The sequence below is a fragment of the Mesorhizobium sp. B3-1-8 genome (genome assembly GCF_006439495.1).
Classification (GTDB): Bacteria; Pseudomonadota; Alphaproteobacteria; order Rhizobiales; family Rhizobiaceae; genus Mesorhizobium.
In genome coordinates this window covers 34,138-60,011 of the sequence record NZ_VFTK01000035.1, presented here as the reverse complement: position 1 = coordinate 60,011, position 25,874 = coordinate 34,138, and the positions used below count along the sequence as shown (strand labels likewise).

30 protein-coding genes and 1 pseudogene are annotated in these 25,874 nt (G+C 64.3%); 24 read left to right on the top strand and 7 right to left on the bottom strand.

The genetic code is table 11. The features are described 5' to 3' along the window. The first annotated feature begins 7 nt into the window (after positions 1-7). Genes kdpA through FJ424_RS26525 form a run of 6 tightly spaced genes read left to right on the top strand, consistent with a single transcriptional unit; the run spans position 8 to position 8,082 of the window. On the top strand, positions 8-1,711 hold the full coding sequence (kdpA, locus tag FJ424_RS26550) for a potassium-transporting ATPase subunit KdpA (protein WP_140658097.1): 1,704 nt from the start codon (positions 8-10) through the stop codon (positions 1,709-1,711). Positions 1,712-1,718: 7 nt separating this feature from the next. After that, the gene (locus tag FJ424_RS26545) at positions 1,719-1,949 is read left to right on the top strand and encodes a hypothetical protein (RefSeq protein ID WP_140658095.1); all 231 of its coding nucleotides are present in this window, start codon (positions 1,719-1,721) and stop codon (positions 1,947-1,949) included. Further along, on the top strand, positions 1,946-4,039 hold the full coding sequence (gene kdpB, locus FJ424_RS26540; RefSeq protein WP_140658093.1) for a potassium-transporting ATPase subunit KdpB: 2,094 nt from the start codon (positions 1,946-1,948) through the stop codon (positions 4,037-4,039). Before FJ424_RS26545 ends, kdpB begins: the two co-directional genes overlap by 4 nt. 12 nt (positions 4,040-4,051) lie before the next feature. Next, entirely contained in the window at positions 4,052-4,615 is a 564-nt protein-coding gene (kdpC, locus tag FJ424_RS26535; protein ID WP_140658091.1) for a potassium-transporting ATPase subunit KdpC, read from the top strand. 54 nt (positions 4,616-4,669) lie between these two features. After that, complete coding sequence (locus FJ424_RS26530; RefSeq protein WP_140658089.1) at positions 4,670-7,393, top strand: sensor histidine kinase KdpD; 2,724 nt, start codon at positions 4,670-4,672, stop codon at positions 7,391-7,393. Further along, positions 7,390-8,082, top strand: coding sequence for a response regulator transcription factor (locus FJ424_RS26525; protein ID WP_140647932.1), 693 nt, complete (start codon positions 7,390-7,392; stop codon positions 8,080-8,082). The genes FJ424_RS26530 and FJ424_RS26525 overlap by 4 nt, the downstream gene beginning before the upstream one ends. 251 nt (positions 8,083-8,333) lie before the next feature. Here FJ424_RS26525 and FJ424_RS26520 read toward each other — a convergent pair whose 3' ends face one another. Next, on the bottom strand, positions 8,334-8,930 hold the full coding sequence (locus tag FJ424_RS26520) for an invasion associated locus B family protein (protein ID WP_140658087.1): 597 nt from the start codon (positions 8,928-8,930) through the stop codon (positions 8,334-8,336). Between the two features lie 32 nt (positions 8,931-8,962). Then, on the bottom strand, positions 8,963-9,118 hold the full coding sequence (locus FJ424_RS33715) for a hypothetical protein (RefSeq protein ID WP_181182144.1): 156 nt from the start codon (positions 9,116-9,118) through the stop codon (positions 8,963-8,965). A gap of 272 nt (positions 9,119-9,390) precedes the next feature. Between FJ424_RS33715 and FJ424_RS26515 the strand changes: the two genes are divergently transcribed. Together FJ424_RS26515 and FJ424_RS26510 are read left to right on the top strand one after the other, a co-directional pair. Continuing rightward, the gene (locus FJ424_RS26515) at positions 9,391-9,687 is read left to right on the top strand and encodes a hypothetical protein (RefSeq protein ID WP_246677356.1); all 297 of its coding nucleotides are present in this window, start codon (positions 9,391-9,393) and stop codon (positions 9,685-9,687) included. Between the two features lie 248 nt (positions 9,688-9,935). Beyond that, complete coding sequence (locus FJ424_RS26510) at positions 9,936-10,403, top strand: NUDIX hydrolase (RefSeq protein ID WP_140658122.1); 468 nt, start codon at positions 9,936-9,938, stop codon at positions 10,401-10,403. A 10-nt stretch (positions 10,404-10,413) separates the two neighbouring features. Here FJ424_RS26510 and FJ424_RS34390 read toward each other — a convergent pair whose 3' ends face one another. Further along, entirely contained in the window at positions 10,414-10,536 is a 123-nt protein-coding gene (locus FJ424_RS34390; RefSeq protein WP_281405450.1) for a hypothetical protein, read from the bottom strand. A gap of 51 nt (positions 10,537-10,587) precedes the next feature. Between FJ424_RS34390 and FJ424_RS26500 the strand changes: the two genes are divergently transcribed. The 7 genes and pseudogenes from FJ424_RS26500 to FJ424_RS26470 all read left to right on the top strand — a co-directional run bounded on the left by FJ424_RS26500 (position 10,588) and on the right by FJ424_RS26470 (position 15,773). Continuing rightward, positions 10,588-10,911 carry a metalloregulator ArsR/SmtB family transcription factor gene (locus tag FJ424_RS26500; protein ID WP_140647935.1) on the top strand — a complete coding sequence of 108 codons (324 nt, stop codon included), beginning with the start codon at positions 10,588-10,590 and terminating at the stop codon, positions 10,909-10,911. Next, entirely contained in the window at positions 10,908-11,318 is a 411-nt protein-coding gene (locus tag FJ424_RS26495; RefSeq protein WP_140658085.1) for an SRPBCC domain-containing protein, read from the top strand. The genes FJ424_RS26500 and FJ424_RS26495 overlap by 4 nt, the downstream gene beginning before the upstream one ends. 78 nt (positions 11,319-11,396) lie before the next feature. After that, positions 11,397-11,789 (top strand): VOC family protein, encoded by a 393-nt coding sequence (locus FJ424_RS26490; protein ID WP_140647937.1) that lies wholly within the window; start codon positions 11,397-11,399, stop codon positions 11,787-11,789. Positions 11,790-11,828: 39 nt separating this feature from the next. Next, positions 11,829-12,062, top strand: coding sequence for a hypothetical protein (locus FJ424_RS26485; protein ID WP_140658083.1), 234 nt, complete (start codon positions 11,829-11,831; stop codon positions 12,060-12,062). Then, positions 12,062-12,506, top strand: a pseudogene (locus FJ424_RS26480) (DUF1801 domain-containing protein). Before FJ424_RS26485 ends, FJ424_RS26480 begins: the two are co-directional and overlap by 1 nt. A gap of 78 nt (positions 12,507-12,584) precedes the next feature. Then, positions 12,585-12,983, top strand: a complete 399-nt coding sequence (locus FJ424_RS26475) for a DUF1801 domain-containing protein (protein WP_140658081.1) — start codon at positions 12,585-12,587, stop codon at positions 12,981-12,983. 303 nt (positions 12,984-13,286) lie between these two features. Then, positions 13,287-15,773: an EAL domain-containing protein gene (locus FJ424_RS26470; RefSeq protein WP_140658079.1), complete on the top strand. Its 2,487-nt coding sequence runs from the start codon at positions 13,287-13,289 to the stop codon at positions 15,771-15,773. On the opposite strand, the gene FJ424_RS26465 is transcribed toward FJ424_RS26470, so the two are convergent. Further along, positions 15,770-16,330: a GNAT family N-acetyltransferase gene (locus tag FJ424_RS26465; protein ID WP_140658077.1), complete on the bottom strand. Its 561-nt coding sequence runs from the start codon at positions 16,328-16,330 to the stop codon at positions 15,770-15,772. The genes FJ424_RS26470 and FJ424_RS26465 overlap by 4 nt on opposite strands. A gap of 186 nt (positions 16,331-16,516) precedes the next feature. Between FJ424_RS26465 and FJ424_RS26460 the strand changes: the two genes are divergently transcribed. Next, a complete protein-coding gene (locus FJ424_RS26460) occupies positions 16,517-16,972 on the top strand; it encodes a DUF2214 family protein (protein ID WP_140658075.1) in 456 nt (151 codons plus the stop codon). Here the strand turns inward: FJ424_RS26460 and nth are convergent. After that, complete coding sequence (nth, locus tag FJ424_RS26455) at positions 16,969-17,775, bottom strand: endonuclease III (RefSeq protein ID WP_140658073.1); 807 nt, start codon at positions 17,773-17,775, stop codon at positions 16,969-16,971. The genes FJ424_RS26460 and nth overlap by 4 nt on opposite strands. 22 nt (positions 17,776-17,797) lie before the next feature. Between nth and FJ424_RS26450 the strand changes: the two genes are divergently transcribed. After that, positions 17,798-18,292 carry a DUF2244 domain-containing protein gene (locus FJ424_RS26450; RefSeq protein WP_140644552.1) on the top strand — a complete coding sequence of 165 codons (495 nt, stop codon included), beginning with the start codon at positions 17,798-17,800 and terminating at the stop codon, positions 18,290-18,292. Between the two features lie 84 nt (positions 18,293-18,376). On the opposite strand, the gene FJ424_RS26445 is transcribed toward FJ424_RS26450, so the two are convergent. After that, positions 18,377-19,192, bottom strand: a complete 816-nt coding sequence (locus FJ424_RS26445; RefSeq protein WP_140658071.1) for a class I SAM-dependent methyltransferase — start codon at positions 19,190-19,192, stop codon at positions 18,377-18,379. A gap of 114 nt (positions 19,193-19,306) precedes the next feature. Between FJ424_RS26445 and FJ424_RS26440 the strand changes: the two genes are divergently transcribed. The 5 genes from FJ424_RS26440 to FJ424_RS26420 all read left to right on the top strand — a co-directional run bounded on the left by FJ424_RS26440 (position 19,307) and on the right by FJ424_RS26420 (position 23,879). Beyond that, the gene (locus FJ424_RS26440) at positions 19,307-20,212 is read left to right on the top strand and encodes a methylated-DNA--[protein]-cysteine S-methyltransferase (protein ID WP_181175567.1); all 906 of its coding nucleotides are present in this window, start codon (positions 19,307-19,309) and stop codon (positions 20,210-20,212) included. A 127-nt stretch (positions 20,213-20,339) separates the two neighbouring features. Then, positions 20,340-21,245 (top strand): ribokinase, encoded by a 906-nt coding sequence (locus tag FJ424_RS26435; protein WP_140658069.1) that lies wholly within the window; start codon positions 20,340-20,342, stop codon positions 21,243-21,245. Then, positions 21,245-22,702, top strand: a complete 1,458-nt coding sequence (locus FJ424_RS26430; RefSeq protein ID WP_210239441.1) for an amidase — start codon at positions 21,245-21,247, stop codon at positions 22,700-22,702. The genes FJ424_RS26435 and FJ424_RS26430 overlap by 1 nt, the downstream gene beginning before the upstream one ends. Positions 22,703-22,807: 105 nt before the next feature. After that, entirely contained in the window at positions 22,808-23,422 is a 615-nt protein-coding gene (locus FJ424_RS26425; protein WP_140644555.1) for a LysE family translocator, read from the top strand. A gap of 76 nt (positions 23,423-23,498) precedes the next feature. Further along, positions 23,499-23,879: a hypothetical protein gene (locus FJ424_RS26420; protein ID WP_140658067.1), complete on the top strand. Its 381-nt coding sequence runs from the start codon at positions 23,499-23,501 to the stop codon at positions 23,877-23,879. Positions 23,880-23,906: 27 nt separating this feature from the next. Here FJ424_RS26420 and FJ424_RS26415 read toward each other — a convergent pair whose 3' ends face one another. Next, positions 23,907-24,851, bottom strand: coding sequence for a nucleoside hydrolase (locus FJ424_RS26415; RefSeq protein WP_140658065.1), 945 nt, complete (start codon positions 24,849-24,851; stop codon positions 23,907-23,909). Between the two features lie 241 nt (positions 24,852-25,092). On the opposite strand from FJ424_RS26415, the gene FJ424_RS26410 reads away from it, so the two are divergent. Then, positions 25,093-25,518 carry an Hsp20 family protein gene (locus FJ424_RS26410; RefSeq protein ID WP_140658063.1) on the top strand — a complete coding sequence of 142 codons (426 nt, stop codon included), beginning with the start codon at positions 25,093-25,095 and terminating at the stop codon, positions 25,516-25,518. Between the two features lie 63 nt (positions 25,519-25,581). After that, positions 25,582-25,839 (top strand): DUF1150 family protein, encoded by a 258-nt coding sequence (locus FJ424_RS26405; RefSeq protein WP_140658061.1) that lies wholly within the window; start codon positions 25,582-25,584, stop codon positions 25,837-25,839. Positions 25,840-25,874 lie beyond the last annotated feature (35 nt).

Genomic DNA, 25,874 nt, shown 5'->3' with positions numbered 1-25,874 from the left:
GCCCATCATGACCATAAATGGCTGGATACAGATCCTTGTCTATTGCGGGATCCTGCTTTTGCTCGTGAAGCCGCTTGGCTTCTATATGTACCGCGTCTTCAGCGGCGATCGCACCTTGCTGTCGCCGGTGCTCGTCCCTATCGAGCGTGGCCTCTATCGCCTCGCCGGCACGAGCGACAGGGAAGAACAGCACTGGGCCGTCTACGCGACGGGCATGCTGCTCTTCAATCTCGCCGGCCTGCTGGTCCTTTACGCGCTGCAGCGGCTGCAGGGCGTGCTGCCCTACAATCCCGCGGGCATGACCGCGGTCGACCCGCAGCTGGCCTTCAACACCGCCGCCAGCTTCATCACCAACACCAACTGGCAGAACTACGGCGGCGAAAGCACGATGTCCTATCTCGTGCAGATGGCCGGCCTCACCGTCCAGAACTTCGTCTCGGCCGCTACCGGTATTGCCATCGCGATCGCCTTGATCCGTGGCTTCGCCCGCGCCTCCGGCAAGTCGATCGGCAATTTCTGGGTCGACCTCACCCGCTGCACGCTCTACGTGCTCCTGCCGCTCTGCATCGTGCTGACGCTTGCCTATGTGTGGCTCGGCATCCCGCAGACCCTTGGGCCGTATGTCGATGCCACCACGCTGGAGGGCGCCAAGCAGACGATCGCGCTCGGGCCGGTCGCGTCGCAGGTCGCCATCAAGATGCTCGGCACCAATGGCGGCGGCTTCTTCAACGCCAACGCCGCGCATCCGTTCGAGAATCCGGACGCCATCTCCAACCTGATCCAGATGCTGTCGATCTTCGCGCTCGGCGCCGGCCTCACCAATGTCTTCGGCCGCATGGTCGGCAGTGAGCGTCAGGGCTGGGCGATCCTCGCCTCGATGGGCGTGCTGTTCCTCGTCGGCGTCGCCGTCTGCTACTGGGCCGAGGCCGCCGGCAACCCGCTGGTCCATGCGCTCGGCATCGACGGCGGCAACATGGAAGGCAAGGAGACGCGCTTCGGTATCGCCGCCTCGGCGCTGTTCGCGGTCATCACCACGGCCGCCTCCTGCGGCGCCGTCAACGCCATGCACGATAGTTTCACAGCGCTCGGCGGCATGATCCCGCTGATCAACATGCAGCTCGGCGAAGTCATCGTCGGCGGTGTCGGCGCCGGCTTCTACGGCATCCTGATGTTCGTCGTCGTCGCCGTCTTCGTCGCCGGCCTGATGGTCGGCCGCACGCCGGAATATCTTGGCAAGAAGATCGAGGCCAGGGAGGTCAAGATGGCGATGCTTGCCATCCTGTGCCTGCCGCTGGCGATGCTTATCTTCACGGCCATCGCCGTTGTCCTGCCGAGCGCCGTGGCCTCGATGGCCAATGGCGGTCCGCACGGCTTCACCGAGGTGCTCTATGCCTATACCTCGGCCGCCGCGAACAACGGCTCGGCCTTCGGCGGCCTCTCCGGCAACACGCCCTGGTATAATCTGACCATGGCGGTCGGCATGCTGATGGGCCGCTTCCTGGTCATCATCCCGGCTTTGGCCATCGCCGGCTCGCTGGCCGCCAAGAAGACCGTGCCCGCCTCCGCCGGGACCTTCCCGACCGACGGCACGCTGTTCGTCGGCCTGCTGGTCGGCGTCATCGTCATCGTCGGCGGCCTCACCTTCTTCCCGTCGCTCGCCGTCGGTCCGATCGTCGAGCATCTGGCGATGATCCATGGACAGACCTTCTGAGATGACCATGCCCCGCTTCAACGACATCCGTGGCAACGACCGTCACCAGACCGATGACGGAGCGCCCGACAACGGAAGGGGCGAGAAGCCTCGTCCTTTCCCGACCCTTTCAACCTTTCTCGGCATGGCGGCCGTGCTGTTCGTGCTGTGGCTACTGGCCATCGGCCTTCCGCGCCTTTTCCCGAAGACCGAACACCCGGCGCCGTCCAACATAACCGATACTGGAGCCCAAAAATGAGCCAGTCCAAATCCGCTGTTATCATGGATGCGCGCATCCTGGTGCCCGCCATCGGCGGCGCCTTCCGCAAGCTTGATCCGCGTACGCTGGTCAAGAATCCGGTGATGTTCGTCGTTGCGGTCGTCTCGCTGCTGACCACCGTGCTTTTCATCCGCGACCTGATCGCCGGCGGCGGCGATCTCGGTTTCACGCTGCAGATCATCATCTGGCTGTGGTTCACCGTGCTGTTCGCCAATTTCGCCGAGGCGGTGGCCGAGGGCCGCGGGAAGGCGCAGGCCGACTCGCTGCGCAAGGCGCGCACCGAAACCCAGGCCAAGCTGCTCACCAACGGCGACCGCACCAAATTCAAGATGGTGCCGGGCACCAGCTTGAAGGTCGGCGATGTCGTGCTGGTCGAGGCCGGCGACATCATCCCATCCGACGGCGAGGTGATCGAAGGCGTGGCCTCGGTCAACGAAGCGGCGATCACCGGCGAATCCGCGCCCGTTATCCGCGAATCCGGCGGCGACCGTTCGGCCGTCACCGGCGGCACCCAGGTTCTGTCCGACTGGATCCGCGTGCGCATCTCCGCCGCATCCGGCCAGACCTTCCTCGACCGCATGATCTCGCTGGTCGAGGGCGCCGAGCGCCAGAAGACGCCGAACGAGATTGCGCTCAACATCCTGCTTGTCGGCATGACGCTGATCTTCGTGCTGGCCACCGCGACCATCCCGAGCTTCGCCTCCTATTCGGGCGGCTATATCTCGGTGACGATCCTCGTTGCGCTCTTCGTGACGCTGATCCCGACCACGATCGGCGCGCTGCTGTCGGCCATCGGCATCGCCGGCATGGACCGCCTGGTGCGCTTCAACGTGCTCGCCATGTCCGGCCGCGCCGTCGAGGCCGCCGGCGACGTCGACACGCTTCTTCTTGACAAGACCGGCACCATCACGCTCGGCAACCGCCAGGCGACCGAGTTCCGTCCGGTCAAAGGCGTCACCGAGCAGGAGCTGGCCGATTCAGCACAGCTTGCATCGCTGGCCGACGAGACGCCGGAAGGCCGCTCGATCGTCGTGCTCGCCAAGGAGAAATACGCCATCCGCGCCCGCGACATGGCAACCTTGCACGCGACCTTCGTGCCCTTCACCGCGCAGACCCGCATGAGTGGCGTCGACGTCGACGGCTCGTCAGTGCGCAAGGGCGCCGTCGATGCGGTGCTCAATCACGTGAATCAGGCGACCGTCGCCGCCCATGGCACGCGTCCGACGACCGAAACGATCCGCGACCTGCAGGCGATCGCCGACGAGATCGCCAAGGCCGGCGGCACGCCGCTGGCGGTCGAGCGCGACGGCCGCCTGCTCGGCGTCGTCCACCTCAAGGACATCGTCAAGGGCGGCATCCGCGAACGTTTCGCCGAGCTGCGCAAGATGGGCATCCGCACGGTGATGATCACCGGCGACAATCCGCTCACCGCGGCTGCCATCGCCGCCGAAGCCGGCGTCGACGACTTCCTCGCCCAGGCGACGCCGGAGAACAAGCTGTCGCTGATCCGCGAGGAGCAGGCCAAGGGCAAGCTGGTCGCCATGTGCGGCGACGGCACCAACGACGCGCCGGCGCTGGCCCAGGCCGATGTCGGCGTCGCCATGAACACCGGCACTGTCGCTGCGCGCGAGGCCGGCAACATGGTAGACTTGGACTCCGATCCGACCAAGCTGATCGAGATCGTCGAGATCGGCAAGGCGCTGTTGATGACGCGCGGCTCGCTGACGACCTTCTCCATCGCCAACGACGTGGCCAAGTACTTCGCCATCATCCCGGCGATGTTCGCGGTCTTCTACGTCGCGCCCGGCCAGTCCACCGGTCCGCTGCAGGCGCTCAACGTCATGCATCTGGCGACGCCGCAGAGCGCCATTCTGTCGGCCATCATCTTCAACGCGCTGATCATCATCGCGCTGATCCCGCTGTCGCTGAAAGGCGTGAAATATCGCGCCATCGGGGCGGGCTCGCTGCTCACCCGCAATCTGCTGATCTATGGCCTCGGCGGCATCGTCGTGCCGTTCGTCGGCATCAAGGCGATCGACCTGATCGTTACGGCCCTAGGCCTCGCATAAGGATTTGCCCCGATGTTCAAGCAACTTAGACCCGCCTTTGTTATGATCGTCTTCTTCACCGTGCTGACCGGCCTCGTCTATCCGATCGGCATGACCGGCATCGCCCAGGCGCTGTTTCCGAACCAGGCCAATGGCAGCCTTATCGAAAAGGATGGCAAGGTCATCGGCTCCAGCCTGATCGGCCAGGCTTTCGCCAGCGACCGCTATTTCCACGGCCGGCCGTCGGCGGCCGGTGACGGTTACAACGCCGCCTCCTCCGGCGGCTCGAATCTCGGCCCTACCAATCCCAAGCTCATCGACCGCATCAAGGGTGACGCCGGGAAGCTGAAGGCCGAGAACCCGAACCAGCCGGTGCCCATGAACCTCGTAACCACCTCGGGCAGCGGTCTCGATCCCGACATCAGCCCGGAGGCCGCCTATTTCCAGGTGCCGCGCGTCGCCAAGGCCCGAGCCATGGACGAGGCCAAGGTGAAGGCGCTGGTCGACAGCCATGTCGAGGACCGCGAGCTTGGCGTCCTCGGCGAGCCGGTGATCAACGTGCTGGCGCTGAACCTGGCGCTGGACCAGCTGAAGTAATCCGCCCGCGCCGGGGATCGACACGATCCCCGGCGCAATTCATGATTGGACCTGATGCCGGACGACAGGACCGACCCTAAGAACCGACCCTCCCCCGACGCGCTCCTCGAGCACGCCGAGCGCGAGGGCCGTGGCCGTCTGCGCATATTTCTCGGCGCCGCGCCCGGCGTCGGCAAGACCTATGAGATGCTGATGGCGGGCCGCGCCCGCCGCGCCGACGGCATCGACGTCGTGATCGGCATTGTCGAGACCCATGGCCGCAAGGAAACCCAGGCCCTGGTCGACGGCTATGAGGTGATCCCGCGCCGCCTGGTCGAATATCGCGCCCAGACGCTCGACGAGATGGACATCGACGTCATCCTGAAGCGGCGCCCTGCGCTGGTCCTGGTCGACGAGCTTGCCCACAGCAACGCGCCCGGCAGCCGGCATCCCAAACGGTATCTCGATGTGCAGGAGATCCTGGCGCAAGGCATCGACGTCTACACCACGCTCAACATCCAGCATGTCGAAAGCCTGAACGACGTCGTCGCCCAGATCACTCGCGTCCGGGTGCGCGAGACGGTTCCCGATTCCATCATTGACGAGGCCGACGACATCGAGATCATCGACCTCACACCCGACGACCTGATCAAACGCCTGCAGGACGGCAAGGTCTATTTCCCCAACACCGCGCAGCGCGCGATCGAGAATTACTTTTCGCCGGGCAATCTGACGGCGCTGCGCGAGCTGGCCCTGCGCCGCACCGCCCAGCGCGTCGACGAGCAGTTGCTCAACCACATGCAGTCGCATGCCATTCCGGGCCCGTGGGCGGCCGGCGAGCGGGTTCTCGTCTGCGTCGACTCGCAACCTGGCGGGGCGGCCCGCATCCGCTATGCGCGCCGGCTCGCCGACCGGCTGCGCGCGCCCTGGACGGCGCTGCACGTGGACACGCCGCGACTCGCCGGCTTGTCCGAGGAGGACAAGGATCGCCTGGCCAGGAACCTGCGCCTTGCCGAACAGCTCGGCGCCGAGATCGCCACCATTCCCGGCCAGAACGTCGCCCAGGACATCGTGCGCCACGCGACGGCGAACAACTTCACCCATATCGTCGTCGGCAGGCCGACCCGCTCGCGCTGGCGCGAGCTGATCGAGGGCTCGCTCACCTATGACCTGATCCGCAATGCCGGCGACATCAGCGTCCATGTCATTTCAGGCGCCGAGCGCGATGGCGACACACCGCCGGTGCGGGTCAAGGCCGCACCCGAGCAGAAGCCTGTCCAGATCTGGCCCTATCTGTTCTCGACAGCCTATGTCGCCGGCGCGCTGGCCGTCAGCTCGATCCTCGACCAGTTCCTCGACGTCCGCAATCTTGCCAGCGTCCTGCTTCTGGCGGTGCTGACTGCGGCCGTGACCTTCGGGCTCTGGCCGGCGCTCTATGCGTGTTTTCTCAGCGCGCTTGCCTTCAATTTCTTCTTCCTCGAGCCGCGCTACACGCTGACGATCAGGGATCCGGAAAGCATCGTCGCCTTCACCGTCTTCCTCGTCGTCGCCGTGATCGCCAGCAATCTGACGGCGCGCGTGCAGCGGCAGGCGGTTGCCGCCCGCTCGCGGGCACGCGCCACCGAGGACATCTACTCCTTCTCCAAGAAGCTCGCCGGCGCCGGCACGCTCGACGACGTGCTGTGGGCCACCGCCTTCCAGATCGCCTCGATGCTGAAAGTCCGCGTCGTGCTGCTCCTGCCGGAAAACGGCACCATCACCGTCAAAGCCGGCTATCCACCGGACGACACCTTGGCCGAGGCGGATATCGCGGCCGCCCGCTGGGCCTGGGAGCACAACCGTGCCGCCGGCCGCGGCGCCGACACCTTGCCTGGCGCGAAACGTCTCTATCTCCCCTTGCGCACCGGACGAACCGCGATCGGCGTCGTCGGCCTCGACAACGACAAGCAAGGGCCCCTGCTGACGCCCGAGCAGCAGCGGCTGCTCGACGCCCTGGCCGACCAGGCAGCGGTCGCCATCGAGCGCGTCCAGCTCGTCGCCGATGTCGACCGCGCCAGGCTGGCCGCCGAAGCGGACCGCTTGCGCTCGGCGCTGCTCACCTCGATCTCGCATGACTTGAAGACGCCGCTTGCCGCGATCATGGGCGCGGCCGGCACCCTGAAGGAATTCGCGCCGGCGCTGCCGGAAAACGATCGCGCCGAGCTTCTGGCGACGGTCGTCGGCGAAGCGGAGCGACTGAACCGCTTCATCGCCAATCTGCTCGACATGACCAGGATCGAGTCGGGCGCTATGGAGCCAAACCACGCATTCCACTATGTCGGCGACGTCGTCGGCTCGGCACTGAACCGGGCGCGGAAGATCACCGCCGAACACAGAATAGAAACCGACATTCCGGCCGACCTGCCGATGCTGCGGCTCGATCCCGTTCTGTTCGAGCAGGCATTGTTCAACCTCCTCGACAATGCCGCCAAATACGCCTCGCCCGGCTCGGCCATCCGGCTGCAGGCCTGGGTCGACAACGGCGCCGTCATCCTGCAGGTGATGGACGAGGGACCGGGCATTCCGCCCGACGACCTGGAGCGGATATTCGACACCTTCTACCGCGTGCGCAAGCGCGACCAGGTGCGCGCCGGCACCGGTCTCGGCCTGTCGATCAGCCGCGGCTTCATCGAGGCGATGGGCGGCACGATCGCGGCGGCCAACCGCACCGACCGTCCGGGCGCGATCTTCACCATCCGCATGCCGGTGCCGGCTGAGTTGCCGGCGCTCGGCGCTTCCCTTACGGACGACGCGGCATGACGAACCAGACCGTCTCCATCCTGGTCGTCGACGACGAACCGCCGATCCGCAAATTGCTGCGCGTCGGCCTCGGCAGCCAGGGCTACGCGGTCTCCGAGGCGCCTAACGCCAAGGCGGCGATCGAACTCATGCAGGCCGAACGGCCCGACCTTATCCTGCTCGATCTCGGCCTGCCCGGCATGACCGGCCTCGAGCTGCTCGGCAAATGGCGCGGCGACGGCCTGGATGTTCCGGTCGTCATCCTGTCCAGCCGCACCGACGAGGCCGGTATCGTCGCCGCGCTCGAGCTCGGCGCCGATGACTATGTGACCAAGCCTTTCGGCATGAACGAGCTGGTCGCGCGCATTCGCGTGGCGCTGCGCCACAAATTCCAGCAGCAAGGCGAGAAGCCGGTGTTCCACACCGGCGACCTTTCCGTCGACCTGGTGAAGCGCATCGTCAAGGTCGAGGACAAGGAAGTGAAACTGTCGCCCAAGGAATACGACATCCTGCGCATGCTCGTGCAATATGCCGGCAAGGTGCTGACGCACCAGTTCCTGATGAAGCAGATCTGGAACGATTCCACCGACGTCCAGTATCTGAGAGTCTATGTGCGCCAGCTGCGGCAGAAGATCGAGAAGACGCCGGACCAGCCGCGCTACATCATCACCGAGACCGGCGTCGGCTACCGTCTGCGCGAGGTGGAGTAGCGAGGCAAACCGTGGTGGTTGGCCGAAGCCTTCCAACCTCGTCATCCCTGGGCGGAGCAGCCGCGAAGCGGCGTCGCGGAGACCCTGGGATCCATTCCGTAACCTGGATTGTAGAGCGCAGCGGTGCAGAATTCTGCACCGTGAGCGGCGCTCCTATGTCACGGAATGGATCCTCGGGTCTGCGCCGCGTCGCTTCGCTCCTTGCTTCGCCCGTGGATGACGAAGCGTTCAGCCGGCCGGTCTCCGACAAACTAGTCCGCCGACAGGTCCGCCGTCCGCGCCAGCGCGCTGCCGAAGCCGTTGAGCGAGATGGTGAAGGAGATCGGCTGCGTCGTGTCGGCCGCCGTGGCGTTGATTTTCAGCGTGGTGCCGTTCTGCAAGAGCGGCGTGGTATCGGCATCGAACGTCACCGGCACCAGGCAGCCAACCGCCTGGCAGGTGTTGAACTGCAGCGTCCCGTCCAGCTTCTTGTCGTCGATCTCGAGCGAAATGCCGTTGGCCAGGGCAAGCCCGAAGGGCAGCGCCAGCGTGCCGGCGGCGTCCTGGCCCGTCTTGGTCGTCAATTCGATCGCCAGCAGCCGCTGGCCGCTCTGCTTGTTGAACTGCTGATGCGACAGGCTGCAGACCTTGTTCGTGCCGGTGACCTGGCAGTTGACCGTCCAGTCGCCATGCGTTTCCGACAGCGCCGAGGCGCCGCCCGGCAGTTGCGGCTTGGCCGCTGCGTCGGCGGGCTGGGCCGCTGGCGCCACCTTGTCGCCCTTGTTCTGCGCGGCAAATCCCACCGCCGGCACACAGGCAATGCAGGCGGCTGCCAGCATCGCCGCGAGATACGCGTACTTCGTCCTCATGACTTCCCTTCTTGGCCGCCGCCCCGCGTCAGCTAGAAGCTGACCTTGAGAGACGCGCTGACCGCGTTCTGCTTGACCGTTTCCGCGAAGGCGCCGTTGTACCTGACCGCCAACCCGACTCCGTTGACGCCATTGAGCTCCAGCCCGGCGCCGACCCGATAGAGCGGCGAATCGATGGCTTCCGTCAAGTGCAATGCCGGGTTGCCGGGCAGATTCTCGGCGGCGGCGAAACGCCCCTCGATCTCCCACTGCTTGGTGGAGAATTCGACGCCGGCCTTTCCGTAGATGCGGAAGCTGGCGATGTCGCTGACCGGGATGTCGGCCCGACCTCCAGCGCCGGCGTCACGGCATAGCCAATCGCCCGGCTTCCGTGGGCCGCATCACGTTTCGCAGTGCCCATGGCGTTATTGGCCGCCCGCACTATATGAAGTGCATGGTTTTTCCTATGGGAGCCGTGCGGATGCTTCGTCACATTCAGGCTGTTCTGGCAGGCGCCGTGCTGGTGGCCGCGATTTCTCAGGTTGCGGCGTCTCATGCGCAGATCGTCATCCCGACGAATCGCGACGCATTGGTGCAGCAGAACCAGCTGCAGCAGTTGCAGAACCGCTTGCAGCGGCAGCAATACCAGCAGCAACAGCAATTGTATCGCGAGCTTGACCGGCAGAGCGCGCCCAAGCCCAAGCCCGATGTGCCGGTATATGACAAGACCTGTCGGATGGAAGCGGTCGGCAACACGATTTCACGGGTTTGCCGCTGACATTTTGTTTTTTTCAGTTTATTAGCCGACTTACTTGCTGGCAAAATGCCGGATTGCAAGGGCGGTGGTTCTAGCGCAATTCCAGGAAAAGTGTGACACGGTTTTCCGTCGGGAATAGCGTCAAAACTAAAGAGATAGAGCGGTTCGCCGTTTCCGAGAAACGGTGAAACGCTCTAGGGTTTGCAGGAGGACAGGTTTTTGCCGCGCGAGAGCGTATGGCAGGGATGCTGCTCTCACCGGAATTTGGGATGGCAACAACCAAGAAGAAAGCAGTTCGCAGAGCCAAGAAAGGCCAACGGATCCGCCAGGTGGCGGCCATTCCGTATCGCTTGCGGGAAGACGGCAACCTGGAAGTGTTGCTGGTCACCTCACGCACCACACGGCGCTTCATTGTGCCAAAGGGCTGGCCGATGAAGGGCAAGAGCGGGCGCAAGGCGGCAACGATCGAAGCCCAGGAAGAAGCAGGCGTTCTCGGCAGGACGCTGAAGCAGCCTGCCGGCATCTATTCCTATTGGAAACGCATGACCAATGGCTTCATCCGCGTGGACGTCGCGGTCTATTTGCTCGAGGTCACCGAGGAGCTTGCCGACTGGCAGGAAGCCGCGAACCGGCAGCGTGCATGGCTTCCAGCAGCCGACGCCGCCCTGCTCATCGACGAACCCGAGCTTTCGACGCTGCTTAGGGATCTGACCGTTCCGGCGGTCGATCCGGCATAAAGCAACCATCCTATTCGGTGTCGTTCGGGAAAGGTCGTGCCGGCGTGCCGGTATAGGCCCAAAGCCATTCCCTGGGCAGCGGCCCCTTGTTGCGGTCGCTTTGCTGCGGCTGGCGATTTGCTGCTTGACTCATACATATCCCAGTGGTTATACGTAATCAATAGCCAACGGGTTATTGATTGAGATGTCGGCCTCGCACGATATACTGTTCAGGACGCTTGCCGATCCGACACGGCGCGCCATCTTCGAACGTCTCTGCCGCCAGGGCGAGCAGACGGTCGGTGCCCTGACCGCGCAGGCCGGCGTATCGCAGCCGGCGGTGTCGAAGCATCTGGGCGTCCTCAAGGAGGCGGGACTGGTGCGCGACCGCCATGAAGGGCGCCAGACCCATTACAGCGCCCAGCTCAAGGCGCTGGCGCCGTTGATGGACTGGACGCGCGACATGGCGGGGTTTTGGGAAAGCCGGTTCGACGATCTGGAGGAACTGCTCAAAAGGATGGATCAATGAATGAAGTGCCGGCCGCAACGCGCTCCGTCATCGTCGAGCGCGAGATACCTTTTCCGCCGGAAAAGATCTGGCGCGCGCTCACCCAACCGCATCTCATCGAGGAGTGGCTGATGAAGAACAGCTTCAAGCCGGTCGTGGACCATCGCTTCAATCTGAGCGCCGAATGGGGAGGCGTCGACTGCCAGGTGCGGACGGTCGAGCCCAACAGGACCCTGTCCTACAGCTGGGACACCAAGGACCTCGAGAGCGTCGTCACCTGGACGCTCACCCCGACTGGCACGGGCACGCATCTGCGCATGGAGCAGGTCGGCTTCCGCACCGATCAGGAGCCGTACTACCGCGGCGCCACGGTGGGCTGGAAGCGCAACTTCACCGCCCTGGAGCAGCTGCTTTCGCGGATCGATTGAAGTCCGCCGAAGCTTCAAAAGACAGACACGGTCCTGGCGGGGCGGCAAACCGCGGGCGCAAGCAATGGAGACACGACAATGAAGATCAAGCTGACCAGCATCTATGTCGACGACCAGGAAAAGGCTCTTCGTTTCTACACCGACGTCCTGGGCTTCACCAAGAAGGCCGACTTCACCAACGGGCCTTTTCGCTGGCTGACAGTCACCTCGCCTGACGATCCGGACGGCACTGAACTGCAGCTGGCCCTCAACGACAATCCGGCTGCAAAGACTTATCAGCAGGCCATCTTCAAGCAGGGCCAGCCGGCCCTGATGCTATTCACCGACGACATCAAGAGCGACCATGAGCGCATAAAGGCCAATGGCGGCAGCTTTGCCATGGCGCCGACCGCGGTGACCGGCGCGACCATCGCCCAGCTCAACGACACCTGCGGCAACCTCATTCAGCTTTCGCAGCTGGCGCGCTGGTAGGCAGCTCGATCCGTATCGTCATTTGCAAGGGAGGTTAGATTGAACTGGAGCAAATGGATCAGGCAGCTTCACCGCTGGCTGTCGATCATCTTCACCGTCACCGTCATTGCCAATTTCGCCGCCATGGCCATGGGCCCACCGCCCGCCTGGATCGTCTATTCGCCGTTGATCCCGCTTTTCCTGCTGCTGTTCAGCGGGCTCTACATGTTCGTGCTGCCCTATGCCGTCAGGTGGCGCAGCGAGCAGACGGGCGAGCGGACGGGATCGGCCTGATGGCGAAGGCAAAAGCAAAGGTTGCGCGATCCGTGGACGCGGAACCTGTCCTGCTTTCAGGCGGCAACCCGCAGATCGCCAAGGGCTATGGCGACGCGCCTGTCCAGGCCTATATCGCGGCGATGCCAGGCTGGAAGAGCGAGGTCGGGCGCCGGCTCGACCAGCTCATCGTTGAGGCAGTTCCCAACGTGCAGAAGGCCGTCAAATGGAACTCTCCCTTCTACGGAATGGAAGGCGAAGGCTGGTTCCTCGGCGTCCATTGCTTCGCCAGGTACATCAAGGTGGCCTTCTTCCGCGGCCTGTCGCTCACGCCCGTGCCGCCCGTCGAATCCAAGAGCAGGGACACGCGCTATTTCCACATCCATGAGAGCGACCGGGCTCGACGAGGAGCAATTCGTTTCCTGGGTGAAGCAGGCGAGCCGGTTGCCCGGCGAACGGATGTAAGCGCACGAAAGATCAAGCGTCGCCTCCCTGAAAAGGCCATGGTGGCGATCTCTTATCAAGCCCGAAGGAGAACCGGATATGCAAGAAGGCAGCGCGCAGGACGACAAGTCTGCATCCGAGCTGATCGACGGAAGGATCGAGGAACTCGGCGACTGGCGCGGCGAGACGCTTGCCCGGCTCCGCGCCCTGATCAGGCAAGCCGCGCCGGAGGCCGTCGAGACATGGAAATGGCGCGGCGTGCCGGTCTGGGAGGATGCCGGCATGATCTGCACCGGCGAGACCTACAAGGCCGTCGTCAAGCTGACCTTCGCCAAAGGCGCGGCGCTGTCCGATCCCAAGAAGCTCTTCAACTCCAGCCTCGAAGGCAACACCAGGCGCGCCATCGATTTCAAGGAGGGCGACGCGGTCGACGCCGATGCCCTGAAGGCGCTCGTCCGCGAAGCCGTGGCCCTCAACAAATCCAAGACCAAGCGCTGAGACGCGGCTGCCGCGCAGCGCTATCGGATTGATGTTGCCGGCTTTTTCTTCCGGGTCCCCGCACTCTGGATCGATACTATGCACAAAAATATCGGCATCAAGCGGCGCACGCATCCTTTTGTTGCTGAGCAACAACTCATAAAACAAATACTGAACAAATTTATCGGCTGTTAAGCCAGGCACGCTATCTGGATTGATGTCGCCAGTAACCGGACGACATGTGGGGAAAAACATCGTCTCAACCGGCGGATGAGCCAGTCGGACAGACACCGAGGGAGCCCGCGCACGCTCCATGGGAATGGGATGAAGCTGTCATCGACCGATGCCGCCCCGCGTCTCATCGGGCTGGTCTGGCCTTTCGTCGCGGTCGTCCTGATCCAGGCACTGGTTGCGACGCTTAGCCTCCACACGCTGTCAGCTGTCCGCGCCTATGTCGGCGGCGAAAGCCAATGGTCGAAGGGACAGAAGCACGCCATCTATTTCCTCAGCCTTTATGCCGACACCGGCCGGGGAGAGTATTTCAGCGAATATCGTCAAGCCATCGCCGTGCCGCTGGCCGATCGCGCCGCGCGGCTCGCGCTCGAACAGGCCGAGCCCGACACGAATGCGGCCAGGCTCGGCTTTCTTGGCGGCAACAACCATCCCGACGATGTCGCCGGCATGATCTGGCTGTTCCGGAATTTTCGCGCCGTGAGCTATCTCGACATCGCCATCCGCCACTGGGCTACGGCCGACGAAATGATCCTCGCCATCGAAAGCCTTGGCGACGACATGCATCGCAGGCTCGAGAACGGACCGGCCTCGACGGCCGAGATCGGTCTCTGGAAGGCGCAAATCCACCAGCTCGATCTCCGGATCGGGCCGCTCTCCAAAGCCTTTTCCGACAGTCTGGGCGAGGGATCGCGCTTCATCAAGATGGCGCTGACGGCGGCCAATCTCGCCACCGCCGCACTGCTTATCCTGCTTGCCGTCTGGCGCACGCGCAAGCTGATGAAGCAACGCCAGGCCTTCCAGAACGCTCTCAATGCCGAGCGCGAGCGTGCCCAGATCACATTGGCTTCGATCGGCCAGGCCGTCATCAGCACCGATGCCGAGGGGCGGCTGGACTATATGAATGCCGGAGCGGAAAGGCTGCTTGCCTGTTCGCTGGCCGCCGCCAAGGGCAGGCCGGTCGCCTCATTGCTCCGGCTCGTCGACAAGGACAGCGGCGTCGAGGAGACCGATCTGGTCCCGCGCCTGCTGGCGGGCGAGCCGCGCCGCTCTAATGTGCGCCCGCAGCTTCTGGAGCGTCCCGACGGTTCGGTCGTGCCGGTGGCGCTGAACGGTGCTCCGCTGATCGTCTCCGGCACGATCCTGGGGTGCGTCCTTGCTCTGCACGACATGACACGTGAGCAGGACTATATCGAGCGGCTGTCGTGGCAGGCATCGCATGATGCGCTGACCGGTCTCGTCAACCGCCGCGACTTCGAGAACCGTCTGGCGAGCGCGATCTCCGAAGCGCCGGAAAGGCCCCGCCGGCACGCGCTGATGTATCTCGACCTCGATCAGTTCAAACTGGTCAACGATACCTGCGGCCATGCCGCCGGCGACCAGCTGCTGCGCCAGATCTCGGTGCTGCTCGCCAATGAGCTGCCGCCCGGCGACATCCTGGCGAGGCTGGGCGGCGACGAGTTCGGCGTGCTGCTCTTCGATTGCGATACCGACTGTGCCGCCGCCACCGCCGAACGGTTGCGCGCGACGGTCCAGGATCTGCACTTTTCCTGGGAAGGTCGTCCCTTCAACACCAGCGTCAGCATCGGCATGGTCGAAGTCGCCAATGTCGGCATGACGCTGGAGGAGGTGCTGCGCGCCGCCGATGTCGCCTGCTACATGGCCAAGGAAAAGGGCCGCAACCGCGTCCAGATCCACAGCGACGGCGACACGGCGTTGCGCGAGCGCTTCGGCGAGATGGCCTGGGTGCAGCGCCTGCATGCCGCACTGGACGAGAACCGCTTCAGGCTGCATGCGCAGGAGATCGCGCCGCTGCGGGACGATATTGCCGAGCCAGGCGCGCATATCGAAATCCTGCTCAGGCTGACCGACGACGACGGCAGCTTCGTCACCCCGCAGAGCTTCATTCCGGCGGCGGAGCGCTACGGATTGATGCCGGCGATCGATCGCTGGGTGGTGAACAACGCTTTCGCCACATTGGCGGCCAGACGCACCGATCCGCGCGCGACGCCGATATCCACCTGCGCGATCAATCTCTCCGGCGCCACGTTCGGCGACGAGACGTTTCTCGGCTTCATGCGCGAGCAGTTCGCCGCGCACGCCATTGCGCCCGAAACGATCTGCCTGGAGATCACCGAGACCAGCGCCATCGCCAACCTGACCGAGGCCATGCGTTTCATCGCCGACCTGCGCGGACTGGGCTGCCGCTTCGCGCTCGACGATTTCGGCTCCGGCATGTCGTCCTTCGCCTATCTGAAGCATTTGCCGGTCGATTACCTCAAGATCGACGGCAGCTTCGTCAAGGACATGCTCGACGACCGCATCGATCGCGCGATGGTCGAGATGATCCATCATATCGGCAAGGTGACCGGAAAACGCACCATCGCCGAATTCGTCGAAAGCGACGGCATCGTCGAAGCCTTGAAAGCGATCGGCGTCGATTACGCACAGGGCTATGCGATCGCGCGACCCCAGCCATTCGACGCGGCCGCGGTCCTGCACGGCGGGCACACGGCACAGGGTGCGGTGACGGATGCCTGGGACACGCTGGCCAAGACCCTGCGCCGCAAAGCTGGTTAGGCCTTGGCGCCGCTCGATCCGGCCGGCCTCTCCAACAGGATCGTCGGCTTTTCGTGATAGGTGGTGCGCAGGATTTCGCGATAGCCGTTCTTCTCGGCCACCTTGAGCGACGCGCCGTTTTCCGGATCGATGATGCAGACGGTTCTCGCCTGCCCCAACGCCTCGTCGCTCCAGGCGACGATCCGCCCGACGACTTCGCTTGCAAGCCCCTGGCCATGCGCCTCCGAGGCCAGCGCCCAGCCTGCCTCCGGCACGCCTTCGATCGACGGCTCGATCTCACGCTTCAGATCGTGGAACCCGGCCTCACCGATGAAGCGCTTCGTCTCCTTGTCCTCGATCGCCCAGAAACCGTAGCCGATCAGCGACCACAGGCCGGCATGGCGCAGGAAGCGCATCCAGCTCTCTTCGCGCGTGCGCGGCTTGCCGCCGATGAAACGGGTGACGGCGGGCTCCGCCCACATGACGGCATAGGTCTCGAAATCGTCCAGCCTGTGCGGCCGCAAAACGGTGCGCGCTGTTTCGAGAAGCGGCACGCCGGCTTCCGTCTTGATGCTCATGGCATTGCCCTCCATCGACGCGACAGCGCTTAGCAAAACAGCACGCTCGATCAAGAGCCAGGCCAATGTGTTGGCTCTTCCAGCCATAATGGCCAGGCACGGCTGCATCGCTATGGGCTTTTCGCCTGGCGATGCTAGTTTGCGCGCGAAACCGACCCAAAAGCGCAAGTCGACCGGAGACGCACCATGGACACCACGGACCTGTTGCTGGCGATCGCGCATCACCTTCTGGTGTTCTCGCTGGCCGGCATCATCGGCGCGGAGTTCGTGCTGGTGCGCGGCGATCTGGCAGCGGCGATGCTGAAGCGCCTCGCCGGCATCGACCGCCACTACGGCATCGTCGCCGCGCTCATCGTCATCGTCGGCGTCTGCCGGGTGTTCTTCGGTCTGAAAGGCTGGGAATTCTACGTCTACAATTGGGTGTTCTGGGCAAAGATGGTGGCCTTCGCCATCGTCGGCCTGCTGTCGATCGCGCCGACCATGCGCTTCATCTCCTGGAACAGGCAGGCGAGCGGCAATCCGTCTTTCGCGGTGCCGGCGGCGGAACTGGCTTCGGTGAAGAACTATGTCCGCGCTGAGGGCTTCATCTTCCTGCTGATCCCCGTCTTCGCCGCGGCGATGGCGCGCGGCTACGGCTACTAGGCCTCGGCCGGAAACGTCTCGTCCAGTGGCGTGATCGGCACCAGCGGGGCCGGCACGTCGGTGGTCTTTTCCTTAGACTTGCAGATATCGGCGATGACGCAGGCCGGGCAATCGGGCTTGCGCGCCTTGCAGACATAGCGGCCGTGCAGGATCAACCAGTGATGCGCATGGCGCATGAATTCAGCCGGGATGACCTTGAGCAGCCCTTCTTCGACCTGCTCCGGCGTCTTGCCCGGTGCCAGCCCGATCCGGTTGCCGATGCGGAAGATATGCGTGTCGACCGCCATCGTGTGCTGGCCGAAGGCGACGTTGAGCACGACATTAGCGGTCTTGCGTCCGACGCCCGGCAGCTTCACCAGCTCGTCGCGATCCTGCGGCACCTGGCCCGCATGGTCGTCGATCAGCGCCTTCGACAGCGCGATCACGTTCTTCGCCTTGTTGCGCCACAGACCGATGGTGCGGATGTAATCGCCGACCTTGGCCTCGCCCAGCGCCAGCATCTTGGCCGGCGTGTCGGCCGCCGCGAACAGCGCCTTCGTTGCCTTGTTGACGCCGGCGTCCGTCGCTTGCGCGGACAGCACCACCGCGACCAGCAGGGTGAAGGCGTTGACATAGTCGAGCTCGCCTTTCGGCTCAGGCCGCTGCACGCAAAAGCGCCGGAAGATCTCATGCACCTCGGCGGGGCTATAGAGCGACCGCGAGGCGGCCTTTCGCGGCCGCCGACCAGGCGCCCGGCTGCCACCGGCAGTGGAGGGTTGAGACTTTTTGACAGCTGCGGATTTTTTCGACTTGGGAGGCGCCATTTCCTTCCTATAATATTCCCTCATGAGCGACACAAACGCCTCGTTCCAGGCCGACGAGCCATTTTTCCAGGCCTTGCTGACGCCGCACCGCTCGCTCGGCCGCACCGGCTTCCTGATCCTGATGGGAGCGCTTCTGTTCGGCTGGGCGGTCACCGGCGCCTTCTTCCTGGCGCACGGCGCCTGGCCGGTGTTCGGCTTCTTCGGTCTCGACGTGATCGCCGTCTACATCGCCTTCCGCGCCAATTACCGGGCCGCGCGCGCCCGCGAGGAAATCTCGGTCTCGCGCACCAGTCTCGACATTCGCAAGACAGCGCCGTCCGGTCGTTCGGAGGCGCATCATTTCAATCCGTTCTGGACGCGGTTTTCGATCGCCCGCCACAGCGAGATCGGCATCACCAAGATGGCCGTCGAAGCGCAGGGCAAGAGCGTGGCGATCGGCGGCTTCCTCAATCCCGACGATCGCGAGAGTTTTGCCACCGCCTTCTCGCGCGCGCTGGCGACCGCCAAGACACGCTGAGCATGATCCCGAACCGAAGGTCCGCGTCAGCGAAAAGCGGACGCCGGTTTTCGGACAAGATCATGCTCGGAGCAAACAAGCCTTTCAGAACCGGTAGCGCAAGAGCCTGCCGACCTTGCGCATCGCTGGGATGAGCTTCCAGAGACCGACGAACAAACGCGCCGACCAGCCCAGCCGCGCCCCTTGCTCCGGCTTGTAGGATGGGATCTCGCCGATGAAGCGAAGTTTGGGTACCGCGCGCTCCAATTCGCGCGGATCCTCTATGGCCCAATGGACTGCGGCGCCGGTCGCCTTGATGGCCGGATTGAGGCGCATCAGCTTCAGGCCGAACCGGCTATAGGCGTCGAACATCAGCTCGCCGCCGGCAAGATGCGAGACAAGCCGCGCAAGCAGCCGCGGTCCCTCCTCGGCTGGAAGATAGGGTGTCAGCCCCTCGGCCGCCACGATCGCCAGGCGATTGCGGGGCACCGCGGCCAGCCAGCCCGGTTCGGTCACCGAGGAAGCGATCAGATGGTAACGGTCCCTGGACGGATAGAGCCTGCGCCTGAGCTCGACGACGTCCGGATAGTCGACGTCGAACCAGTCGACGCCTTGCGGCGGGTCGACGCGAAATATCCGCGTATCGAGCCCGCATCCCAGATGCAGCACGATCGCGTCCGGATATCTTGCGAGGAAATCCGCGACGCAGACGTCCAGTGTCTTCGCCCTGATTGCAAATCCCAGCCCGAGATTGCCGTCGACCTTGAGCCTTGCGAAATCATAGTCGATCTTGCGCACCGCCTCGTCGGCGAAGCGATCCTGAAGCAATGAATTGGGCAGCCGGCTCTCCAGCGCCTTGCCGTAGAGCGTCATCAGCAAGGTTTCCCTTGCCCCGGTCATATCGACCTTTTCGCCGGCCATGATCGTCCTTTTCGGCCCGAAGCTCACTCTATCTGGGTGTGGATGGCAGGAAGGCAAGTTTCGGGTGGAGGCAAAGTTCTGGAAGGCCGATATTCGGGACAAGGAGATATTGCCATGAACGCTCAGATGACCATGAATACCCGCATGAAACCGACCGCGATCCTCCAGAACGACATCACGCCGGAAGGCAGCGACTACGAGGTCGTGCGCCGCGCCATCGAGAAGATCAGCCTCGACTATCGCGACCAGCCCTCGCTCGAGGTCCTGGCCGAAGAGGTCGGCGAGACGCCCACCGGCCTGCAGAAACTCTTCACCCGCTGGGCCGGCCTATCGCCCAAGGCCTTCCTGCAGGCGGTGACGCTCGACCATGCGCGCAGGCTGCTCGATTCCGGCATGCCGCTGCTGGAGACCTCGTTCGAGCTCGGCATGTCCGGTCCCGGCCGGCTGCACGACCTCTTCGTCACCCATGAGGCGATGTCGCCCGGCGACTACAAGACCCGGGGCGCGGGCCTCACCATCCGCTACGGCTACCACATCTCGCCTTTCGGCATTGCGCTGATCATGGTCACCGACCGAGGTCTCGCGGGCCTCGCCTTCTGTGACGCCGGCGGCGAGCGGGCGGCCTTCGCCGACATGTCCGGCCGCTGGCCGAACGCGACTTACGTCGAGGACATGTCGGCCACCCAGGCTTACGCCGCGCGGGTCTTCGACCCGACGCAATGGCGCGCCGACCAGCCGCTGCGCGTGGTGATGATCGGCACCGATTTCCAGCTTCGCGTCTGGGAAGCGTTGCTGCGCATCCCGATGGGCAGGGCCTGCACCTATTCCTCGATCGCGGCAAGCATCGGCGCACCCAGCGCCAGCCGGGCCGTGGGCGCGGCCGTGGGCGCCAACCCGATGTCCTTCGTGGTGCCCTGCCACCGGGCGTTGGGCAAGTCCGGCGCGCTCACCGGCTATCACTGGGGGCTGACGCGCAAACGCGCCATCCTCGGCTGGGAAGCGGGGCAAGTAGCGTCGTGAAGTCGACGGCCAAGGCCCTGTGGAGATCTTCCTAGCACTTTGATTTTGCGCATGATCCTTTCTAAAATCGGTTCCGATTTTCAGGGGCATGCGTTAGCCTCCCGCGCAACCAGCGGGAGGCACTTTCTTGATTATCGTTGTCGGCTCTATCAACCTCGACCTCATCGCCAATGTCGACCGCTTGCCGGCGCCCGGCGAGACGGTGCGCGGTTCCGGCTTCGCCACCGCGCCCGGCGGCAAGGGCGCCAACCAGGCCCTGGCCGCGGCGCGCGCCGGCGCGCAAGTGCGCATGGTAGGCGCGGTCGGCAAGGATAGCTTTGCCGCCGAGGCGCTCGCCCTTCTCAAGGCCGGCAATGTCGATCTGTCCGGTGTCGGCCAGAGCTTCGCCTCCACCGGCACGGCGTTGATCCTGGTCGGCGCTGATGGAGAGAACGTCATCGCCGTCGTGCCGGGCGCCAATGATTCGGTGGTGCCGGGCGATATCGCCAAGGCCTTCCTCAAAAAGGGCGACGTCGTGCTCTTGCAGCATGAGATCCCGCTGCAGGCGGTCGACGCCACACTCGACGCGGCGCGCGCGGCGGGCGCTGTCAGCGTGCTCAACACCGCCCCTTTCCGTGCCGAGGCCGCCGGCTTCGTCGGCAAGGCCGATTATGCCGTCGCCAACGAAACCGAGTTCGATCTCTATGGCGAGGCGCTGGCGCTTTCGGGGCGCGATCGCCCTGCCCGCATGCGCGACTATGCCAAGAAGACAGGCCGCGCCATCGTCGTCACGCTCGGTGGCGACGGAGTGCTGGCCGCCACGCCGGACGATTTCCTCACCGTTCCGGCGCTGAAGATCACGCCGGTCGACACGGTCGGCGCGGGCGACACCTTCTGCGGTTATTTCGGCGCCGGCCTGTCGTCCGGCCTGCCGCTTCAGGAGGCGCTCACCCGCGCCGCCGCGGCTGGCTCGCTCGCCTGCCTGAAACCCGGCGCGCAGCCGGCAATTCCACCGGCAAAGGATGTCGACGCCGCCTTGGCGGCGGCGCGGTAATGGCCATGCGTCCCGTCACCAAGCACGCAGTGCCGCCGGCCGGCGATATCTGCCGCCTCCCCGCTGTCGAGCTTGCAGGGAAGATCAGGCAGCGCCATTTGTCGGCGCGCGAGGTGGCCGGCGCTTTCCTCGACCGCATCGAGGCGGTGAACCCGCTGGTCAACGCCGTCGTTTCGCTGCGCGAGCGCGCCGATATCCTGGCCGAGGCCGACAGGGCCGATGCTCATCTGGCCCGCGGCGGCGAGGCCGGAGCGCTCTTCGGCCTGCCGATCGCCATCAAGGACCTCGCCCTGACCAAGGAGCTCAGAACCACCTTCGGCTCGCGGATCTTCGCCGATTTCATCCCCGACGTGGACGATTTCTTCGTCGAGCGCGTCCGCAAGGCCGGCGCCATCATCATCGGCAAGACCAATGTCCCGGAATTCGGGCTGGGCTCCAACACCTACAATCCGGTCTTCGGGCCGACGCTCAACGCCTTCGACCCGGCGCTGACCGCCGGCGGCTCGAGCGGCGGCGCGGCCGTGGCGCTGGCGCTCGACATGGTGCCGGTCGCCGATGGCAGCGACTTCGGCGGCTCGCTGCGCAATCCGGCAGCCTACAACAATGTCTACGGCTTCCGTCCCTCGCAGGGCCTTGTGCCTGCAGGCCCGGACTTCGATGTCTTCCATTCGCAGATGGGCGTCGAAGGCCCGATGGGCCGCAACATTCGCGACATCGCGCTTTTGCTCGACGAACAGGCCGGCTATCACCCGCACGCGCCGCTGTCATATGCCAAGGAGGGTTCGTTCCTCGACGGCTTGGGCGCGAAAGCGTCCGGCGGCCGCATCGCCTGGCTGGGCGACCTCGGCGGCCATCTGCCGACGGAACCGGGCGTGCTCGACCTTTGCGAGGCCGCGCTTGCCCGCTTCGCCGCTGCATCCTTCCGCAGCGAGGCCCTGGTTCCGGATGTCGATTTCGAGGGGCTCTGGCAGGCCTTTGTCATCTTGCGCCAGGCGAGCAGCGGCTGCGGGCTGAAGGCGCACTACGACGACCCGGCAAAACGCAAACTTCTGAAGCCCGAGGCTGTCTGGGAAGTGGAGCAGGCGATGGGCCTGACCGCGCCGCAGGTCCATGCCGCCAGCGTCCGGCGCACCTCGTGGCACCGAACGCTGCTTTCGCTGTTCGAGCGTTTCGACCTGATCGCGCTGCCAACCGCGCAGGTCTTCCCGTTCGACGTCACGACCCACTGGCCGCGCGAGGTCGCGGGACGACCCATGGACAGCTATCACCGCTGGATGCAGGTCTCCGCCTTCGCCACCCTGGGCGGCTGCCCGGCGCTTAGCGTCCCGGCGGGGTTCGACGAAAAGGGCCGACCCATGGGCATGCAGTTGATCGGTCGCCCACGCGGCGACCTCGCTGTGCTCAAGGCCGGCGCCGCCTATGAGGCGATATTGCCGTGGACGGCGGGCGCCTGCTGAGCAGCCTCTGAATCGGGCAAGTCGGCACCGCTTGCGCCAACAGTGAAGCCGTGCATTGATCCAGCAGCCACCGCCGCACCACCTCTGTCGGTCCGAGGAAAGACCATGTCGCTGGAACTTTACGCAACCTATGTCGTTGCCTGCATCGTCATCATCCTGGTGCCCGGTCCGACGGTGACGCTGATCATCGCCAACAGCATCCGCCACGGCTCGCGCGCGGGCCTGGCCAACGTCGCCGGCACCCAGGCCGGGCTCGCGATCATGATCGCCATCGTCGGCATCGGCCTCAACACACTGATCGCCGGCATGGGCCACTGGTTCGAGTGGGTGCGGCTGATCGGCGCCGCCTATCTGATCTGGATGGGCGTGCAGATGTTCCGCTCCAAGGGCACGCTCAATCCTGACGGAACGGCGAGAAAACCGCGCGGCGGCTTCTTCCTGCAGGGTTTTCTGGTGGCGATCAGCAATCCGAAGACCTTGGTCTTCTTCGGCGCCTTCTTCCCGCAGTTCATCGCGCCGCAGGGCAATTACACGCTACAGATCGTCGTGATGGGCCTGACCGCGATGATCTTCGCCGCCATGTCGGATTCGACCTACGCGCTTGCCGCCGGGCGCGCCGGCCGGCTGCTGTCGGCCAGCCGCGTCAGGCTGATGTCCAGGATCAGCGGCAGCTTCCTGGTCGGCGGCGGGCTATGGCTGGCGTTCTCGAAGGCGAAGTAAGCGACGGACCCGCCGTCCCCCCAATTATTTTTGCAAGCATATTGAAGAGCTGTGAGCGCCCCCACAACTCTTGGTCATGAACAAGTCAAACGTTTCCTTCCGGAATCGCTTGCTTATTTGGCGATACGAGTACAGCGACGCCGTCCTCGGCGTCGCTTTCTTCTGCGCCTTGGCACTGACGGTTGGGGCTTCCGTCTTAAGGCTGCAGAACGATCCTGTCGTTGCAACGCAACGTGTGACGGGCGTAGTTGAGCATGTCAGCTTGGCACCTATTAATCCCAAAGCCGCAGTTGGTCGCGGGATCTACTATATCTACGACGTCCGTCTTCAAGACGACAATGCGCTGGTCTTGGTCGATGGCGATGTGGGGACTCCTCACTCTATCGGCTCGATCATCCCCATCGAGCGGCAGCACCACAAGCGGGGCGTCGACACCTACCGATTGTTCGACGGGTGACGGCGCACGCCTTGTAATCCTCGACGGTCAGTTGAGCCGCCCCAGCCTCTCGACCAGCAGCGCGAAGAAGCCGTCATGGTCGATGTCACGCATCACCATGGCGTTCTTTTTCCGCTTGGTGACACCCCACCAGTCGATCACCGTCATGCCCATGGTGAGCTCCGACGCGGTCTCGACGCTGACATTGCAATGGCGGCCCTTGAACAGCTCCGGCTTGATCAGATAGGCGATCACGCACGGATCGTGCAGCGGCCCGCCATCGGTGCCGTATTTTTCCTCGTCGTAGCGCTCGAAAAACTCCAGCATCTCGGCGGTCGCGGTGCCGACCTTGGTGCCGAGCTGGCGGAAAGCCTGCGTGCGCTTGGACGTGGTCAGCGCCTTGTGGGTGACGTCGAGCGGCATCATCACGATCGGAATGCCCGACTTGAACACCAGATCGGCGGCCTGCGGGTCGACATAGATGTTGAATTCGGCGGCCGGCGTGACATTGCCGCCCTCGAAGAAGCCGCCGCCCATCAAGACGATTTCCTTGATGCGGGGCGCGATTCTCGGCTCGCGGATCAGCGCCAGCGCGATGTTGGTGAGCGGTCCGAGCGGGCAGAGCGTGATCGTGCCGCTTTCCTCGCTCATCAGCGTCTCGACGATGAAATCGACGGCGTATTGTTCCTGCAACGGCATGGTCGGCTCTGGCAGTTGCGGGCCGTTCAGGCCGGTCTTGCCGTGCACTTCCTCGGCGGTGACGAGTTCGCGCGCCAGCGGCCGGATGGCGCCGGCATGGACCTTGATGTCGGGCCGGCCGGCCAGTTCGCAGATCTTGCGGGCGTTGTTCTGGGTCAGTTTCAGCGGCACGTTGCCGGCAACCGCAGTGATGCCGACGATCTCCAGCTCCGAACTGCCGAGCGCCAGCAATATGGCGACGGCATCGTCCTGGCCGGGATCGGTGTCGATGATGATCTTTCTGGACTGGGGCATTTCAATTCCTTTGGGGAGTCTTTTTGGGCGGGATTTAGAGCATGATCCCGAAAAGTGGGACCGGTTTTCGGACAAGATCATGCTCCAACGAAGTGCTGAACCAGGATGGCGGGTTCAACGAAACGTCATCCTGATTTCAGTGGCTTGAACTTGATCGCGCGGCGGACCATATCAAGACCATCGGGAAAAATGCCATCCGGGTTTTTCCAGTTTGTGTCGCTCTTCAGAGGACAGTGTAACAATGAGTCGAATGACGCCCTTCTCCAGCCCGCTTCTTCTGGGCTTCGATGCCATGGAAAAGACGCTTGAGCGTCTGGCGAAGTCCGGCGACAGCTATCCCCCGTACAATATCGAGCGCCTCGACGCCGCCGACGGCAAGGCCGAAAGGCTGCGCATCACGCTGGCCGTTGCCGGTTTCGCCGAGAGCGACCTCGATGTCACCACGGAGGAGAACCAGCTAATCGTGCGCGGACGTCAGACTGACGACACCGAGCGCGAATTTCTCCACCGCGGCATCGCCGCGCGCCAGTTCCAGCGCTGTTTCGTGCTGGCCGACGGCATGCGGGTGATCGCGGCGGAGCTGAAGAACGGCCTGTTGTCGGTCGATCTCGACCGGCCGGAGGCCGAGCGGCTGGTACGGAAAATAAACATATCGGTGAAAGACTGATCTTTGCCGATGGCTCTGTGCGAGGCGGCCAATCCTGGCGTCCTCGCGCCAAGGAGGCTTGAAATGACCAGAACTGACGAAACGACCACCATGACCAGCGGCGAACTCGCCCATCTCGGCGAAGGTTCGGTCGCCTATCTCAGGAAAGTGTCGAGCGACGACCTGCGCGGCCGCTTCCCCGGCCTCGACGAAATCGCGCCCGGTATGGAGCTGTGGGCGCTGTTTGCCGCCAACGGCCAGCCAATCCTGCTTTCCGATGCCCGTGACCGGGCGCTGGCGGGTGCGCTGGAGAACGACCTGACCACAGTCGCGATCCACTAACGCGACTCTCTGGCCTTCGAGACTCCTGGCCTTCG